Annotated in this window: 13 protein-coding genes; 6 read left to right on the top strand and 7 right to left on the bottom strand. The window is 72.4% G+C overall.

Annotation, left to right across the window (positions count from 1 at the left end; translation table 11 throughout):
* Window position 1: 1 nt before the first annotated feature.
* The 7 genes from RT054_RS10545 to RT054_RS10515 all read right to left on the bottom strand — a co-directional run bounded on the left by RT054_RS10545 (window position 2) and on the right by RT054_RS10515 (window position 8,989).
* On the bottom strand, window positions 2-1,492 hold the full coding sequence (locus tag RT054_RS10545; RefSeq protein WP_313023506.1) for a glycosyltransferase: 1,491 nt from the start codon (window positions 1,490-1,492) through the stop codon (window positions 2-4).
* On the bottom strand, window positions 1,489-2,436 hold the full coding sequence (locus tag RT054_RS10540; protein WP_313023505.1) for an ABC transporter ATP-binding protein: 948 nt from the start codon (window positions 2,434-2,436) through the stop codon (window positions 1,489-1,491). Before RT054_RS10540 ends, RT054_RS10545 begins: the two co-directional genes overlap by 4 nt.
* Window positions 2,414-3,283 (bottom strand): ABC transporter permease, encoded by an 870-nt coding sequence (locus RT054_RS10535; RefSeq protein WP_313023504.1) that lies wholly within the window; start codon window positions 3,281-3,283, stop codon window positions 2,414-2,416. The genes RT054_RS10540 and RT054_RS10535 overlap by 23 nt, the downstream gene beginning before the upstream one ends.
* A 78-nt stretch (window positions 3,284-3,361) precedes the next feature.
* Window positions 3,362-4,546 (bottom strand): glycosyltransferase family 4 protein, encoded by a 1,185-nt coding sequence (locus RT054_RS10530; protein WP_313023503.1) that lies wholly within the window; start codon window positions 4,544-4,546, stop codon window positions 3,362-3,364.
* Complete coding sequence (locus tag RT054_RS10525) at window positions 4,543-5,706, bottom strand: glycosyltransferase family 2 protein (protein WP_313023502.1); 1,164 nt, start codon at window positions 5,704-5,706, stop codon at window positions 4,543-4,545. Before RT054_RS10525 ends, RT054_RS10530 begins: the two co-directional genes overlap by 4 nt.
* 324 nt (window positions 5,707-6,030) lie before the next feature.
* Window positions 6,031-7,524 carry an LCP family protein gene (locus RT054_RS10520; RefSeq protein WP_313023501.1) on the bottom strand — a complete coding sequence of 498 codons (1,494 nt, stop codon included), beginning with the start codon at window positions 7,522-7,524 and terminating at the stop codon, window positions 6,031-6,033.
* A gap of 301 nt (window positions 7,525-7,825) precedes the next feature.
* Window positions 7,826-8,989, bottom strand: a complete 1,164-nt coding sequence (locus tag RT054_RS10515) for an acyl-CoA dehydrogenase family protein (protein WP_313023500.1) — start codon at window positions 8,987-8,989, stop codon at window positions 7,826-7,828.
* A 414-nt stretch (window positions 8,990-9,403) separates the two neighbouring features.
* Here RT054_RS10515 and RT054_RS10510 point away from each other — a divergent pair, with 414 nt between their 5' ends.
* From RT054_RS10510 to RT054_RS10485, 6 genes are all read left to right on the top strand, one after another.
* Window positions 9,404-9,823 (top strand): hypothetical protein, encoded by a 420-nt coding sequence (locus tag RT054_RS10510; RefSeq protein ID WP_313023498.1) that lies wholly within the window; start codon window positions 9,404-9,406, stop codon window positions 9,821-9,823.
* Between the two features lie 17 nt (window positions 9,824-9,840).
* Complete coding sequence (locus RT054_RS10505; RefSeq protein ID WP_313023497.1) at window positions 9,841-10,746, top strand: hypothetical protein; 906 nt, start codon at window positions 9,841-9,843, stop codon at window positions 10,744-10,746.
* 93 nt (window positions 10,747-10,839) lie between these two features.
* Entirely contained in the window at window positions 10,840-11,670 is an 831-nt protein-coding gene (locus RT054_RS10500) for an aldo/keto reductase (RefSeq protein WP_313023496.1), read from the top strand.
* Between the two features lie 198 nt (window positions 11,671-11,868).
* Window positions 11,869-13,800, top strand: a complete 1,932-nt coding sequence (locus RT054_RS10495) for a hypothetical protein (RefSeq protein ID WP_313023494.1) — start codon at window positions 11,869-11,871, stop codon at window positions 13,798-13,800.
* Between the two features lie 168 nt (window positions 13,801-13,968).
* Window positions 13,969-15,675, top strand: a complete 1,707-nt coding sequence (locus RT054_RS10490) for a cell wall-binding repeat-containing protein (RefSeq protein ID WP_313023493.1) — start codon at window positions 13,969-13,971, stop codon at window positions 15,673-15,675.
* A 269-nt stretch (window positions 15,676-15,944) separates the two neighbouring features.
* A complete protein-coding gene (locus RT054_RS10485) occupies window positions 15,945-16,838 on the top strand; it encodes a hypothetical protein (RefSeq protein ID WP_313023492.1) in 894 nt (297 codons plus the stop codon).
* Window positions 16,839-16,925 lie beyond the last annotated feature (87 nt).

Below are 16,925 nucleotides of genomic sequence, written 5' to 3'. Positions count from 1 at the left end.
CTCAGGCCTCGCCCGTCGGGCGACGGCGGGACAGGCGCGCGCCGAGCCCGCCGAGCCGTGCACGCAGGCCCGTGCCGGCCTCGTGGGCCGTGTCGGCCTCGTGGGCGTCGCCGGCTTCGGAGACGTCGGGTGAGTCGGGATCGGGGCCGGTGAGCAGGTCGGCGACGGCGCGGGCGAAGTGCACGTAGGGGTCGTCGTGAGCCCGGCCCCGCACGGAGGCCGCCACGGCGATCCGCCTCATCCGATGAAGCGAGTCGGGATCCCGGGCCCAGGCCTCGAGCTGCGCGGCGACGGCGGTGCCGACGCGTTCATCGCCTCGACCGGGCACGCCGCGCGCGGGCTCGCCGCCCTCGGCGTCGACCGCGCCGATCCCCGCGCGGCCGGTCGGCCCGTCGGTCGCGGCGTCGGCGCTCACGCCGCGGATCGAGGCGGCGATCGTCGCCTCGTCCCCTGCGCCGGTGCCCCGTGCGTCCCTGACACCGCCACCGGCGACACCGCCACCGGCGACACCGCCACCGGCGGGGGTGTCGGACACGTCGTCACCTACCCCGACGACGACGCCGGCGGCGCCGCGCCCGGAGACGCCCCGCACGAGCGCGGCCTGACGGGGGAGGTCGGTGGTGACGACGGGGAGTCCGCAGGCGAGGTACTCCCCCACCTTGCTCGGCAGCGCCTCCCGGAACGCCGGGGTGTCGTGCAGGAGCAGCAGACCCACCCACGCGCCCCGGGCGAGTTCCCAGGACGCGGTCGGTGGCTTGCGTCCGTGGAACGTGACGCGCGAGGCGACGTCGGGGTCGGCGGCGAGGAACTCTTCGAGCCCCTCCTGGTCGGCCGGCGCGACCGGACCGACGACGTCGAGCCGCCACGACGTGGCCTGCCGTAGGGCGACGAGCATGGCGAACAGCCCACGGGAGGTGCGCACGTCGCCGACGTACAGCGCCCGCGGGACGGGCCCGGGCGGGGAGGGCTCCGGAAGCATGCCGAGGTCGGGCTCGTTGGGCAGGATGATCCGGCGCCGCGCCCGCAGCGGCGGCACGTGGTCGTCGGCGACCACGGTGAGCGCCGCACGGGCGGCGATGCGCTGGGAGGCCCGCACGAGCTCGCGGGAGGCCCGACCGGCGAGACCACCGAGAGACGCCGTCCACGGTCGGTCGGAGAGGAGGGCCTCGTAGTCCTCGTGGACGTCGACGACGAGTTCGCGACCGCTCGCCAACACGGCGCTGTGCGCTGCGAGTGCGGAATCCGGATCGAGGGACATGAGGACCCGGCCACCCGCCGTGGCGGCCATGCGCGCGGCCAGCCCCGCACGGCGGATCCCCCCGCCCCGGGGCCACGTGCGCACGGTCGCCCCCGGTGGACCGTCCTGCACCCGACCGAGACCGAGGACCTCGACGCTCATCCCCGCGGCGACGAGCGCCGCGACCTCACGGTGGAGCCGCGCGTCGGCGACGTCGTGTCCGGAGGTGAGGATGGTGACGTCGAAGGAGCTCACAACTCGTCCATCGTCCGGGGGGTCTTGCCGACCTTGACGAAGTCGGTGTACGCGTCGATGCACTTCGCCGGCTCGCCCCGCATCATGACCTGCCCCTTGTGGAGCCAGATGCAGTCGGTGCACATGTCCTTGATGCTCTGCAGGCCGTGGCTGACGAGGAACATCGCCCGCGCGGACTTGCGGAGCTCGTCCATCTTGGCGTTGGCCTTCTCACGGAACGCGGCGTCCCCGGCGGAGAGGGCCTCGTCGATCATGAGGATGTCGGGCTTCATGTGGACGGCCACGCTGAACGCGAGCCGACTGAACATGCCCGAGGAGTAGGTGCGCATGGGCGCGTCGATGTAGTCCCCCAGCTCCGCCCACTCGGCGACCTCGCGGGCACGCTCCTCCACCTCGCGGCGGGAGAGGCCCGAGGCCAGTCCACCGAGGATGACGTTCTCGCGGCCCGAGAGCATCGCGTTGAACCCGACGCCGAGGGCGAGGAGGGTGCTGGCACGTCCCCAGACCTCGACGCGACCCTCGGTGGGCGGGAGGATGCCGGCGATGGTACGCATGATCGTCGACTTGCCGGCGCCGTTGGCGCCGATGATGCCGAGCGCTGTGCCGTTGGGCACGTCGAAGGAGACGTCCTTGAGCGCCTGGACCTCGACGAGCGCCCGCTCGCCGCGTCCGGCCCGGACGATGGCGTTCTTGAAGGTCGGCACCCGCTCGAACGTCGTCCGGTAGGTGATCGAGAGGTGTTGCACGCTCGCGGCGAGGTCGGTGCGGGAGGAGTTGTCGACGTACGTCTTCTCCGGCCCCGTCTCCGCCTTGGCCTCGGCACGACGACGCGCCTTGTCCTGCCGGCGGTTGCCGAGCGAGAAGGCCCCACCGACGAGGGGGGTGTCGCGCTTGTGGGAGGTGGAGCCGCCGGCGTGGGCGTCAGAGGCGGACAGCGAAATCACGCTCCCTCATGAGGAAGTACGAACAGCCCACGATGAGCGCCGACAGAGACCAGAAGACGGCCTGCCCCCAGATCTCGGGCGCTGGCATCTGGCCGGCCTGGAGCGCCTCCCCGTATCCGCCGATGAGCGAGTACAGCGGGTTGAAGGCCGCGAGTTCCTTGAGCCGACGGTGACCGAGCTGATCGATCGTCCACAGCACGGGTGAGGAGTACAGCCAGATGCGCATGATGTAGGGCAGGAAGCTCGCCGTGTCACGGAAGTACACCTGCAGGGCCGCGAACAAGGAGGCCAGGCCGGTGGCGAAGAGCGTGAGGAACAGCAGGAAGGGGATCGCCGCGAGAGTGGCGAGATTCCACGGGTTGCCCGCGAGCACGTGGAAGATGAAGTACACCGGCAGCGTCGGCAGGAACCGGAAGAACGCGGTGCGCACCGCCGCGATCGGCAGCAGCAGCCGCGGCATCGCGGTGTTGAGGATGACCTTGCCGGCGCCGACGACCGAGGACGCCCCGGCCGAGACCGAACCCTGGAAGAAGTAGAAGATGAACAGCCCGCAGGTGAGGTGCGTGAACCGTTGCGCGTCGAATCCTTGACCGGCCTTGCCGCTGAGGACGTTGATGAGCAGGTAGTACACGAACGCGAGCAACAGCGGGTTGATGATGAGCCAGGCCTGCCCGAAGAATGTCATCGAGTTGGCGGCGCGCATGCCCGCCTTGGAGGTCTCGATCGCGAACTCGCGCCGACTCCAGAGCTCCTTGAGGTAGATGCCCAACGGCGGCATTCCGGCCTTGTGCGGCTCGTAGCGGTGGTAGATCGGTGTGTCGGACGTGGGGTCGGTCGTCACACTCATGCGCGAACCCTCCACAGACGCGGCCCGGTCATGGGTGCTCCTTCGGTGATACCTCGTGCAGTCGGTGCTGGTGCCACGCTACTCACCCCCGACGTCGAGTCGGGTGCGGCCGTTGGCCAACCCCTCGTACACGTCGACGAGTCGGGCACCGTCGGTGTCCCAGCTCAGCTCGGGTGCGGCCGCACGGACCGCCTCCGTGAGCCCGGCATAGTCTGCCACGGCTTCACGGGCCGCCTCGACGAGCGCATCGGCGTCGCCGGGGGTGTAGAGGGTGCCGAGTCCGTACGCGCGCACGGTGGCGGCGAGCTCACCCACGTCGGTCGCGACGACCGGCACACCGGCCTGAACGGCATGGAAGAGCTTGTTGGGCAGGGCGAGTCGGTGGTTCTCCCACCGGTCGGAGTGGGTGACGAGCACGAGGCCGGCGGCCGCGAGATGCCCGGTGACCTCCTCGGGCGAGCACGGCAGCTCGATACGCGTCGCCTTCTTGTCGAAGGAGGCGAGCCACGTGGGGTCCGCCGGTCCACGGAGGGTGACCGGCAGCCCCACGCCCGCCAGGCGTTCGCTCGCCTCGGCCACCGTCTCGAGTTCGCGATAGGCGGCGAGTCGACCCGCGTAGATGAGTCCCCTGGGGCCTCCCGTCCGCTCGACCGGGGTCGCGCGGGGAAAGGTGTTGCGGACGACGGTGACGTGCGGCCAGCCGTACCGCTCGCGCAGCGCACGGGCCACGCCGTCGCCGACGGTGATGACGACCGCCGCGCGGGACCCGAGTTCGCCCTCCACGCGGCGTTCGCGTCGGTCGAGCAGCGGGGTGGGGCGGTACTCGCGGGGTCGGCCGCTCCACAGCTCGTGGGTGTCGTAGACGAAGGGCACGCCGCGTTCCTCCGCGAGGGTCGCCCCGGCCCGCAACGCGGTGAAGTCGTGCGCGTGAACGACGTCGAACTCCCGGCCGCGGCCGTCGGCGATCGCCCCGTCCGCCCACCTCCCGAACGCCGAGTTGCGGTGCTGAGGCAGCAGCACCCAGCGCGCGAACCGCATGTGCGGCGGCAACGCGAGTCCGGTGAGCGACGGGGTGCCCTCGGCCCGGAACACCGACGACGTGCCGATGCTCGACACCGTGATCCCCTCCGGCGGCACGAAGTCCTCCGGGACCGAGCGACCGATGACGTGCACCGAGTGCCCGACCTCGACGAGCGCGGTCGCCTCCCGCAGCACGCGGGTGTCGGTCGCGACGGTCGTCGCCACGAGCATGAGGATCTTCACGCGCGCACCTCCCCCACCACGTCGTTCGTGCCCCAACCGTTCGCGCCCGATTCGTTGCTCACCCGTGCGCCCGCCGTCGTGTTCGTCCGGGCGTCCACCGTGCTCGACGCGCCGGGCCCTGGGCCCGGCACCGGAGGCCCGTCATCCCGGGCGGCGACGGTGAGCGCGTTCTCGCGCAGCGTCCGGGGGCTCGTGAGGAACCCGAGCCCCCAGCACCAGTGCATCGCGGCGAGGACGAGCGGGGTGCGCACGCGCGTCGACGTGGGCTCCCCGGCGCTGATGGCCCACCCACCGACGGTGACGGCGGCGGCGTACCCCGCGGGTACGAGCAGCGCGAGTCGGGTGCGGCGTGAGGCCAGCCCGAGCACCGTGGCCGCAGTGGTGCCGACGACCATCGCCGGCGGCGCGAGGTACCGCAGGTTGATCGTGCCCTCGTGGCGCGCGGCGACGACGCGACGCCACCGGCCGTAGTTGAAGTACTGCCGCGCGAGGGCCTCGAGGGTGCCGCGCGGTCGGTAGGTGACCGTGAGATCGGGGACGAACCACACGAGTCCGCCCATCCGGCGGATGCGGTGGTTGAGCTCCCAGTCCTGCGCCCGGGCGAAGTGGGAGTCGTACCCGCCTGCGGCCTCGAGCGCCTCGCGCCGGAAGACCCCGAGGTAGACGGTTTCGGCCTCCCCCGCCTCACCACCCACGTGGAACCGCGCGTTGCCGACGCCGAGGCGGCTCTTCATCGCGGTCGCGACGGCCCGTTCGAACGGGGTGATGCCCTGGGCGTCCATGATGCCGCCGACGTTCGCCGCGCCCACCGCGAGCAGCTCGGTGACGGCCGTCTCGAGGTAGCCGTCACACAGTTCGGCGTGGCCGTCGACACGCGCGATGACGTCGTACCGCGCCGCGCCGATCCCGGCGTTGAGGGCGTCGGGGGTGCGGCCGGTGGGGTTGGGCACGATGCGGACGCGCGGGTCCTCGCCGGCGAGCGCCTCGGCGACCTCCTGCGTGCGGTCCTTGCTCGGCCCGACCGCGAGGACGGCCTCCACCTCACCCGGGTATTCCTGGGCGAGGACGCGCCCCACCGCCGCCCGGAGGTGCCGCTCCTCCTCGAGGACCGGCATGACGACGCTCACGGCCGGTAGCCGCTCCGGCGCTGATCCGCTCACGTCGTCTCCCTGCCCGTTCGTCGTTCTCATCTCGTCCTCGTCGTGGCGCCCACGGCCCCGGTCGTGACCGTCATCACCGTCGTGACGGTCCCGGCCACCACCTCCACCACCTCCACCACCACGGACGTCACCGTCGTGGCGTCGTGATGGCCCGGGTCTGCGACCCGAGACGTGGGGCGAAGCACCCCGCCTCGGCGGGTCGCAGCCCGCCGGTGGTCCCGGCGGCGGCTCCATTCTGCCGTCCGGCACCGACAACCCGTGCCACACCACCCCGACGTCCTGAGTCACCTCGTCCGAGGGCGAGGTCGGCGGGGTGCGGCGCGGTCACGGCACCGCGCAGATGAGGCCGGCGGAGTCGCTGACGCTGAAGGCGTAGTCGGTGCCCTCGTCGGCGCTCGACGACGTGGCCTTGCCGCTTCCCCGCGTCGAGCGGCCCGTCGACGCGCGCGGCTTGGGAGAACCCGCCCCGGATGCCGACGCCGAGGCCTTCGCCCCGGTGGGGTCGGGGTCACCCGCGATGGTCTTCGCGACGATGTCGTGGATCCGTTGCGGGTCGTAGCGCCACGGCTGGATGAGCGGCGGGGTGAAGTTGACCGTCGTCATCTCCCCGTCGCGGGCCTTCATCGCGAGCGACCCGAGCCGGCCGAGATCACCGGAGGGGATGTCGGTCTCGAGCACGCTGCCCGAGACCGCGGCGATGTCCTGCGCCCGCAGCACGACCGTCTGCGGATTGAGCTGGTGGAGCATCGCGGTCATCACGCACTTCTGCCGGGCCATGCGGTCGTAGTTCGACGCGCCCTCGCGAGAGCGGGCGTACCAGAGCGCGTGATAGCCGTCCATGTGCTGCTCGCCGGGCTCGATCCACCCCGAGATCCTCGACGTGCCGCCCCCCATCGGGGTGCGCCGACCCACGACGAGGTCCAGCCCACCGACGGCATCGACGAATCGCCGGAACCCGACGAGATCGACCATCGCGTAGTACTGGATGTCGAGTCCGGAGAGCGCCTCGACGGCCTCCTTGGTGGCCTCCGCCCCCGGGTTCTTCACGTCCTTCGGGAACTGGTCGGCGTGCTCGCTGCCCCACTGGTAGATGCCGTTGAGCAGGCACTGGTCACCGCAGTTCCAGCCTTCGGGCATGAGCCGGTGCATGGTCGAGCCGGGGCGGAAGTCGATGTTCTCGGTGTCGCGGGCGAAGCCGAACAGGGCACTGCGACCGGTCGCGGCGTCGACGCTGGCGAGCATGAGGGTGTCGGTGCGCACGCCGACGCGGTCCGAGCCGCCGTCGGAGCCGATGAGGAGGATGTTGTAGCGACCCTCGACGGGTCCGCGGCTGTCCTGGGCGTCGAACACCGTCCGCACCGCCGTCCGCCCCGCCCAGGTGAGCCAGGCGCCGGTGAGCAGGGTCCCGCTCGTCAGCACCATGCACAGCACGGTGACGAGCGCGACGAGTCGCCGCGTGCCCGCCCCGACCCGTGAGAGCCGCGCCAACCGCATCGCGTCGAGGAACAGGTAGGCCCAGAACACCGCCCCGAGGACGAACGCCGCCACGAGCGCTCCGAGGAACCAGGGCGCGGCGACGATGCCGAGGAGGAACCCCGGGCTCACGAGGTAGATGATCCCCGCGAGCAGCGCGAGGGCGACCACGAGGACCGCGGTGCGCAACGCGAACCGACCGAGCGCCCGATTGCCCGCCGCGATCTGCGCACTGCCGGGCGCGACGAGTGTGAGGAGGACGAGGGTCCACGCGCGACGTCGCCGCAACCGCGGCGTGAAGATCTCGGGGTCCGCGAGCGACGTCGCGCCGCGGCGGAACTCCATCGGCTCGACCTCCGACACCCCACGCCGAGAACGGGGTCGGGGATCCGACCGGGGATCGTCGTGGGGAGTGCTCATGATCGTCAAGTATTCCGCTTCACCTGGACGGAGCCTGGAGACCTCGACCGGGCGCGTGTCGCCACCCCACGCCACCCCCCACCCGCCGCTCGGATGACGCCATCGATGACGTCATGCGGGTTCGGGCACGGTTGCCGGGGGTGGGGCGGGTCGGCGGGGGTCCTGGACGCTCATGAGGGCGCCGCCCGACGGTTGCGGACGGCGCCCTGACGGCGATGAGGAGACCTCACCTCACGAGCATGCGGCCCATGACGAGGCGCTGGATCTGGTTCGTGCCCTCGTAGATCTGGGTGATCTTGGCGTCGCGCATCATGCGCTCGACCGGGTGGTCCTCGACGTAGCCGGCGCCACCGAGGAGCTGCACCGCGTCGGTCGTCACCTTCATCGCGACGTCACCGGCGTAGCACTTGGCCGCGGCTCCGAAGAACCCGAGGTCGGCGTCGTCGCGCTCGGACTTCGCGGCGGCGACGTACACCATCTGGCGAGCGGCCTCGACCTCCATCGCCATGTCGGCCAGCATGAACTGGATGGCCTGGAACTCGGCGATGGCCTTGCCGAACTGGCGGCGTTCCTTGACGTAGCCGATCGCGTAGTCGAGGGCCCCCTGGGCGATGCCGACGGCCTGCGCGCCGATGGTCACGCGGGTGTGGTCGAGGGTGCGCAGGGCGAGCTTGAGGCCGGTGCCCTCCGGGCCGATCATCCGGTTGCCGGGAATGCGGACGTTGTCGAAGAACAGCTCACGCGTGGGGCTGCCCTTGATTCCGAGCTTGCGTTCCGGTTCACCGAACGTGAAGCCCTCGTCGGACTTCTCCACGACGAACGCGCTCACGTTCGCGCCCCGACGCCCGTCGGGGTCGGTGACGGCGAGCACCGTGTAGTACTCGGAGACACCGGCGTTGGTGATCCAGCTCTTCTGGCCGTTGAGGATCCAGTCGTCGCCGTCGCGCACGGCGCGGGTCTTCATCGACGCCGTGTCGGAACCCGCCTCGCGCTCGGAGAGGCCGTAGCTGAACATCGCGTCACCCTTGGCGAGCGGCGTGAGGTAGGTGCGCTTGATCTCCTCGTCACCGCCGAGGATGACCGGCATCGAGCCGAGCTTGTTCACCGCGGGGATGAGGCTCGAGCTCGCACAGACCCGCGCCACCTCCTCGATGACGATGCACGTCGCGAGGGCGTCGGCGCCCATGCCGCCGTACTCCCCGCCGACGTGGGGCGCGTGGAAGTCACTGGCGACGAGTGCGGAGAGCGCCTCACTCGGGAAGCGCTTCTCGTGGTCGACGGACGCCGCGTGCGGGGCGATCTGCTTCTCGGCGATGGTGCGGATCGCCTGGCGCAGCTCCTCGTGATCGTCGCTGGTCTTGAAGAGGTCGAAATCGGGGTTGCCACTCATGCCCGAAGACTATCCAGGCGTCGTGCTGCTCGACGCCGGGCGAGTGCGCGGTGATTCGGGGGTCGGTCCGCCTCGGACACGGGCCGACCCCACGATGCCGTCGTCGAGGAGCCGCGGGTCGGGTGGTCACGGTGGCGCGGCATGTCACGTCGGCACCCGCCCGCCGCCGGCCCCGCGACGGCGGCGGCACGGCCGTGCAGGACGCACGTCCGCAGGTCAGAGGCGGTTTCCTCTCGCTTCGGCCCCGGATTGGCAAAGTTTGTTCACAGGCCCGCGCTCCGACGTCAGCATCGCGACCGACCCGCCGATGGGAGAACGATTCCCGGGGCCGTGCCAGTGCGCCCGGCCCCTCGGGGATCACGCACCGGCGGAACGGCCGTCGGCGCGCCGTCCGTGCGAGAGGGAGATCGGCAGGTGACCGAGACGCCGCCCCGCGCCCTCTTCCCTCTCGAGCAGCACACGTGGGTGGTCGTCCTCCGCGTCGCCGTGGGGTTCGGCCTCGTCGGTGCCCTCGCGCTCGTCACCGGGGGCGAGCGCGCACAAGCGGCCCTCTGCCTGCCCATCCCCCTCGTGTGTGCATACACGGCGCAGGCCCTGCACCGACCCGGCGGATTCATCCGTCGAGGCGTCGCACGGTGGGCGAACGTCGCCATGATCGTCGTCTCGATCACCCTCGCCGTCCTCGCGGTGCGTCCCCTCCTCGGTGTCGACCTCCGCACGATGCACCCATTGGTCCTGCCCGGCACCACCATGGCGGTCCTCATCCAGGTCGCGGTGGTTATCGTGGGCGTGGAGTCGATCGGTCGACTGGCTCCGGGGGAAGCAGGACCTTGAAGGGAGCACCTTTCGCCATGACGACGCATCTCATCTACCGCTCCTACGGCGGGGAGAACAGCAAGTCCCGGCCCGGTTGGTTCAGCAAGCTCCTGTGTGCGGCGTCGTTCGCGCGGGCGGCCGAGCAGGCCGGCGTCCGCGTCCATTGGCTCGACGACGGCCCGGTCCCCGCCGACCGTATGCGCCTCTTCGAGGAGTTCGGCGACGTCCAGACGATCGCGGGCGGCCCCGTCGGCATGCGCCGCAGCTACGTCACGGCGCTGCGCCTCGCGATCGAGAGCGACTGGGCCGACGACGATCTCGTCTACTTCTGCGAGGACGATTACCTCCACACCCCCGACGCGGTGCAGGCGCTCAAGGCCGTCGAGACCCGTCCCGAGGTGTCCTACGTGGCGCTCTACGGCGCAACGCCCGGATACGCCAACCCCAAGGAGTACCCGACCGGGTACCACTACCCCGAGGGCTGGCCCACTCGCCCGGACATCGAGGTCGACGGTTTTCGGTTCGTCCACGTCGTGAGCACCGCGAGCACGTTCGGTGCGCGTCTCGGGGCGTTGCGTGCCGACTACCCGATCTTCCGGCAGGCGATGCTCCCGTTCCGCAACCGTTACCTCGACCACGAGACGTGCGTCATCTACCAGGGGCAGCGCCCCTACTCGCCGATCGAGCACCTCACGGGGCCGCCCCACGACTTCGAGCCCACGGTGCGCGGGGTGGCGCGTGCGGCGTTCCTCGTGCCGTTCCGGGTCGCGCTCACGCTGCGCTCGCAGCGCAACGCCGCCGACCCGCACCTCCTCTACGCCGCCGCCCCCAACCTCGGCTGCCATGCCGAGCTGGGCGTGATGAACCCGGGCCGCGACTGGGACGCCCTCGCCGTCGACACCCGCGCCTGGGCCGTCGACCGCGGCTTCGTGCCGGCCTGACTCCCGCCCCGGCACGTCGGCACGTCGGCACGTCGGCACGACGACCCGGCGGCCGCAGGAACCGGCCGGGAGGGTCGGCGTTAGCGTGGGGCGATGGAGACCTACACGCTCAACGACGGAGTCACGCTCCCGCGCATCGGATTCGGCACCTACCCCCTGCGGGGCGAGGCCGGTGTCACGGCCATGACGAGCGCCCTCGAGGCCGGGTACCGGATGCTGGACTCGGCGGTGAACTACCGCAACGAGTACGAGGTCGGGGAGGCGCTGCGACGTAGCGGGCTGCCGCGCGAGGAGGTCCGGATCGCCACGAAGGTCCCCGGCCGTGACCACGGCCGCACGAAGGCCGTCGCGTCGATCGAGGCGTCGCTCGAGGTCATGGGCCTCGACCGGCTCGACCTCGTCCTCATCCACTGGCCCAACCCGAGCCGTGGCCTCTACGTCGAGACGTGGCAGGGCCTCGTCGACGCGCGCGAGAAGGGGCTCGTCACGTCGATCGGGGTGAGCAACTTCACCGAGGAGCATCTGCGGGAGATCATCGCGGCGACCGACGTCGTCCCGGCCGTCAATCAGATCGAGCTGCACCCCCGATTCCCGCAGGCGGAGATGCGGGCGGTGCAGGTAGAGCTCGGCATCCGGACCTCGTCGTGGAGTCCGCTCGGCAAGCGCGACGCCGCCTACGACGAGGCCCCGGTCGCCGACGCCGCCAAGGCGCACGAAGTCACACCTGCGCAGGTCATCCTCCGTTGGCAGCTCCAGATCGGGTCGCTGCCGCTGCCCAAGTCCGCCAACCCGGAGCGTCAGCGCACCAACCTCGACGTCTTCGGCTTCGAGCTCACCGACGCCGAGGTCGAGGCGATCACCGCCCTCGGCCGTCCCGACGGTCGCCTCTTCGGGGGTGACCCCCGCACGCACGAGGAGATGTGACGCCGCTCGTCGCACTCTCACCGACGCCCCCTCCCCCGTCCCGCACGACGCGGTGGCGAGGACCGTGCCGCCACGAGTCCTCGCCGGCCGCACCGGGACCCGCGGGTGGGGGCGTCGGTCGTCGGTGGCCCGGCCCGCCGCTGCGACACTGGGGGCGCCGGCCCGTGGCCGGGAGTGATCCGGCCCGAGGAGGCGCGCGTGGGGAGTGAGCAGGCGGCGGTGACGGCGGTCCGGCGTCGTCGTGGCGGGTGGTGGCCGGCGGCGATCGCGCTCGTTTCGGCCGCGGGGGTCGTCCTCGCCTCCCTCGCCCGGGTGGGCTGGGGCCTCGACCGCACCGACGAGGGCCAATACCTCATCCTCCTCGCCGACCCGACGATGAGCCGCGCGACGGTCTTCCTCTTCGGATACGTCCTCCACCCCGTGTTCGCGCTCGTCGGCGGCGACGTGCTCGCCCTCCGCGTCGTCGGGATGCTCGTCGGCCTCCTCACCGCGGGGGCGCTCGGCTGGGCCGTGACCCGCGTCCTCGGCCTGCGGGGCGCGGACGCGTGGGCCGTGCGCGGCGTCGCGGCGGCGGCCGGTCTCCTGCCGGTCGTCTCCTTCCCGCTCACCCCGAGCTACAACACCCTCGCGTTCTGGGGGACGTGCCTGTGGGCCTCCGGCCTCGTCCTCGTGACGTGGCCCGGCCCCGGCCGGGCCGACGACGGTGCTCGTGAAGCGGAGTCCGCGCCCGGCGCCCGGAGACACCTCGGCGACAGCGCACGCGGCGCCGCCCTCGGCCCGGCACTCGTCGGCTTGGGCGGAGTGGTCGCGGCGTCGGGCAAGGTGACGACGGGGGCGGCGCTCGCAGCCCTCACGCTCATCGTCGCCGTCGTCCTGGCCGTCGCCTCCCGCCGGACGGTGCTCCCGGTCGTCGGATGGGTCGCGGGCGGAGCGGCGGTGGGGCTCGTCGCGCTCATGGCGCTCCTCGGTCACGGGCCCCGATGGATCGTCGACTTCTACCGTGAGGGCGCCCGCAACGTCGCACTTCTCCAGGGGCACGAGGACCTCGTGCGGTGGGACCCGTTCCCGTGGACCGGGTTCCTCGCCGCCCCGGCGCTCGCCGTCGTCGTCGCCGCGCTCGTCTCGTGGGTGCTCCTTCGGCGCGGTGTCCCCACACGTCGCCGGGCGCTCGCGATCGCCGCCCTGACGGTCCTCGCCGTCCTCGTCGAGGTCGTCGCGTTCGCCACGGGCCTCGCCCCCACCCGAGCCGTGCCGATGGTCGGCGCGTGCTGGTGGATCCCCCTCCTCACCATCCCCGCCCACGCCACCACGCGGCGATCGCGCGACGCCGACGGTCCCCACCCGCCCACGACGACACCCGGGACGACGGAGACCGCCGGAGCGCACGCGTCCCGGCGTCCCGCGCCGTACCGGGCGGTCGAGGCGGTGACGCTTCTCGCCCTCGCGCTCGCGCCGCTCGCGTACGTCGTCGGCACGAACGGCAACTACGCGATCGCGCAGGCCCGGGCGTGTCTGTTCTGGTTCGTCGTGGTCGTCCTCCTCACCGGCAGGCACGGCGGCTCGGCGCGCGACGACGGGGGACGCCGTCTCGCACGGCAGGTCGTCACGGCGGCGACGGCCGGGCTCGTCCTCGTCGCGGCGCTCTCGGGGCTCGGACACGCCTACCGGTACCCGGCGGTGGTCTCGGCGTGGTCCGACCCGGCCGCGACGGAGATCGCCGTCGTGAGCCCCGAGGGCGCGCGACTCCGGGTCACGAGGGCCGACGCGGCGACGTCGCGTCTCCTCGCCGACGTCGCCCGCGAGCATCACCTCACCGGGGTGCCGATCCTCGACGTCACGGGCGCGTCGCCGGGGTACGTCCGTCAGCTCGGTGGCAGGCCGGTGGGGAGTTCGTGGCTGCTCGGCGCGTATCCGGGCAGTCTCGACGCGGCGCTCGACGCGGTGCATGGCGACGACCCGACGCTCGTGGATCGGGCGTGGGTCCTCGACGCGCCCGCCTCGCCGCGGCGCATCGAGGGCCTCCTGCCGGCGCTCGGACGCTCGGTGGACCGGGATTACGAGACGGTCGTCACGTTCCGGCACACGCTTGGATACGAGGTGAGGCTCCTCCGCCCCGTGACCGGATCGTGACAACGACCCGCCGCGGGACGGGAATTGGACGGACGCCCGGACCTGAGCGTTTCGAGACCGGTTTTCTCGCAGGTCGGGAGCCTGCAGAGGGGGCATGTAAGGGCCGATGAGGTCTCGGGCTCCAGGGATGGGGCCCGCTCATCGTTCCGTCACGGAGGGGCTCCGCCCATGTCGCGCCTGCCACGCGCTCTCACCACCCTCACCGCTCTCGCTGCTGGCCTCGCCGTCGGGGTCGCGCCCCAGGCGGCCTCGGCCACCACCGCCACGGGCCAGGGCTCCGACCTCGAGGTCGTCACCACGACGACGACCACCGCCGACATCGACACGCGCGTCGTCACCGCCGGTGACGCCGCGACTGCCCCGATCGTGCAACGCGCGATGGCCGGCCCGACCCGCCTCGCCGGCGCGAACCGCTACGAGACGTCGGTCGCGATCAGCGAGCGTGCCTACTCCCCCGGCACGGCCAAGACCGTGTACCTCGTCGGCGGGAACCGCCTCGACGAGGCCCTCGCCGGTGCCGCCCTCACCGACGGCCCCGTGCTCCTCGTACCCACGACGGGCACCGTGCCCCGCGCCGTCCGCGACGAGATCGCGCGCCTCTCCCCCTCCCAGGTCGTCGCGCTCGGCGGGTCCGCCTCGGTCTCGTCCGACGTCCTCGGTCAGGCCGCCGGCGGGATCTCCACGACGCGCCTCGGCAACAACGACGTCTACGCGACGACGGTGGCGATCGCCCGCCGCGCGTTCCCCGAGGGGGCGTCCCACGTCTACGTCGCGCAGGTCGGCGGGCGCGCCGACGCCGTCGTCGGCGGTGCGCTCAAGGACGGCCCGGTGCTTCCCGTGCCGGCGACCGGCGCCGCTCCCGCTGCGGTCCGGTCGCTCGTCGCGTCATGGGGCCCGTCGAAGGTCACGGGTCTCGGCGGCACCGGCGCGGTGTCGGCGACGACGCTCGCCTCCGCTGCCGGAAGCCGGCCCACCGACCGTCTCGCGGGTGCCGACCGGTACGCGACGGCCCAGGCCGTCGCCCGCGCCGCGTTCCCGTCGGGCGCATCGGTCGCCTACCTCGCCGGCGGGACGATGTTCGCCGACGCCGTCGTCGGCGGCATGCTCGCCGACGGCCCCATCCTCCTCACCCCGCCCGCGAGCGCGACGACGTGGAGCAAGAGCGTCGCGAACACCCTCACGCGACTCGGCGTTCGCAACATCGGGACGCTCGGCGGATCGGGTGCGGTCTCGGACGCGGCGATCGGTACGGTCGCGGCGAAGGTGCCCACGGCGACGACGGGGTCGCTCCCGACGTACCGGGTGCCCGGCGCCCCCGCCCCGAGCCCGGCTCCCACGGAGGCGCCGACGCCTCCTCCGGCACCGGCCCCGGTTCCTGCACCGGCCCCTGCCCCCGCACCGGCCCCCGCGCCGCGGACGACGACCACGACGCCGACGGCTCCGTTGCCCGACACGTGTGCGGAGGCGATCGCGTCGTTCCATCCGGTCCCGCGGGATTCGCGGTACAGGATCTCGTGCGTTCGGGGCTTCGACACGTCCGACACGCTCGGCCTCACCGAGACGTGGGTGTCGAGCACGACGGGCGAGTTCGTCGAGGGCCGGGTGAAGATCCGCTCCGACCTGCGCGGGCCGCTGCTGCGTGCCGTCATCGCACACGAGCTGAGCCACGCGTGGTCGTACTCCGAGCTCACGACCGCGCAGCGGACGGCCTTCGCGAAGTTCACCGGCGTCTCGTCGTGGGGCGGCGGCGATTACAACTCGATGCCCGCCGAGGTGTGGGCCCGCACCCAGGCGACGTGCGTCGGCTACCCCGACGGGTACCGCCGCAAGCAGGTGACGTGCAACGACATCGCCCGGTTCGGGTGGCGCCCCTGAGACTGCGCCGGCCTTCCGGCCGCAGGTGAGACGACGGTGGGCGTCGGTGTGGGACGCACGTCGGCGCCCACCGCCGTGCGTCGTGTCGGCCCGCGTCGAGGGGACTCGCGGGCCCCGGATGTGACGTCCGGAGGGTCGGGCGAGCGCCGCGTGTCGTGCCGGGCCGATGGCGAAGCGGCGTGGTGCCTTCCCATGGGGCAGGATGACCCGTGCCGGGTGGACGCGTCTCGTCCCCGGGGTGGGTGTCGTTCTTTCGTGTGGGGGTAGTCGTGAAGTCGTCGTCGGCGTTGGTGGGGGTTCTCGTCGCAGGTGTGGGTGTGGGTGTGGGGGCGCCCGCCTCGGCGCAGGCCGTGTCGTCGTCCGATCCGCAGCCGGTGTCGCCCGTCTCGGCGTCGGTGGCGCCGGACGCGTTCGTCGGGGTGAGCGTGCCCGACATCCGGGCGCGGGTGCGCAAGGCCGACGCGTCGAAGATGACGGCGCAGGACAAGCGGTGCGTGAAGTACGTCAAGGCGCGGATGCCGAAGTGGTGGTCCCCGTCGGGCCACACCGTCGTGTGCCACGGCGGCACGACGAAGGGGTACGACTTCTACTTCGACGGCGTCGCGGTCCTCACGGTCAACACGAAGGTCGGCCCGCAGGGCTGGGCGCAGGCGTCGGCGTGGGGCGCGGCGCAGGTCGCGGCCACGGAGCGTCGTCCGCTCACGGACGCGCCGAAGCTGTGCCGCCAGGCGATCTCGACGCACACGGGCCTCGCGAAGCGGGCGGGCAACTACCGCATCCGGTGCGTCTCGCGCATCACGTGGAAGGCGCCGAAGACGAACATCCGTGACGCGGCCGTCCTCGGTTACGTCCAGTACGGCAAGCGCGACATCGCGATCCTCGAGACGCGCGACGTCTCGTCGATGTCGTTCATCACGGCGCACGAGCTCGGCCACGCCGTCTCGTACATGCCGAAGGCGGGCGGGCTGCGTCAGGAGGTCACGCGTGCGGCCAAGCGACGCACGTTCACCTCCGACCCGTACGTCGGGATGCCGGCCGAGGTGTGGGCCGAGTCGTTCGCCCGGTACTGGACGGGCCAGAACCCGCCGTCGGTGCAGAAGACGCGCCTCAGCCCTGCCCAGGTCGACCGCCTTCTGCGCCGGTACGGGTTGCCGCGCCGCTGAGACCCACGTCGCCCCCGCCTCGTCGTCGAGGAGGGGGCGACGTCGTGTCGGCGTCCCGCCGTCCTCCGCGACATGGCGGTGCGCCCG

Origin of the sequence: Mobilicoccus sp., from assembly GCF_032060985.1 — a bacterium.
In the GTDB taxonomy this organism is placed as follows: Bacteria; Actinomycetota; Actinomycetes; order Actinomycetales; family Dermatophilaceae; genus Mobilicoccus.
The sequence above is the reverse complement of the archived record's forward strand: the minus strand, read 5'-3'. Positions and strand labels throughout refer to the sequence as shown.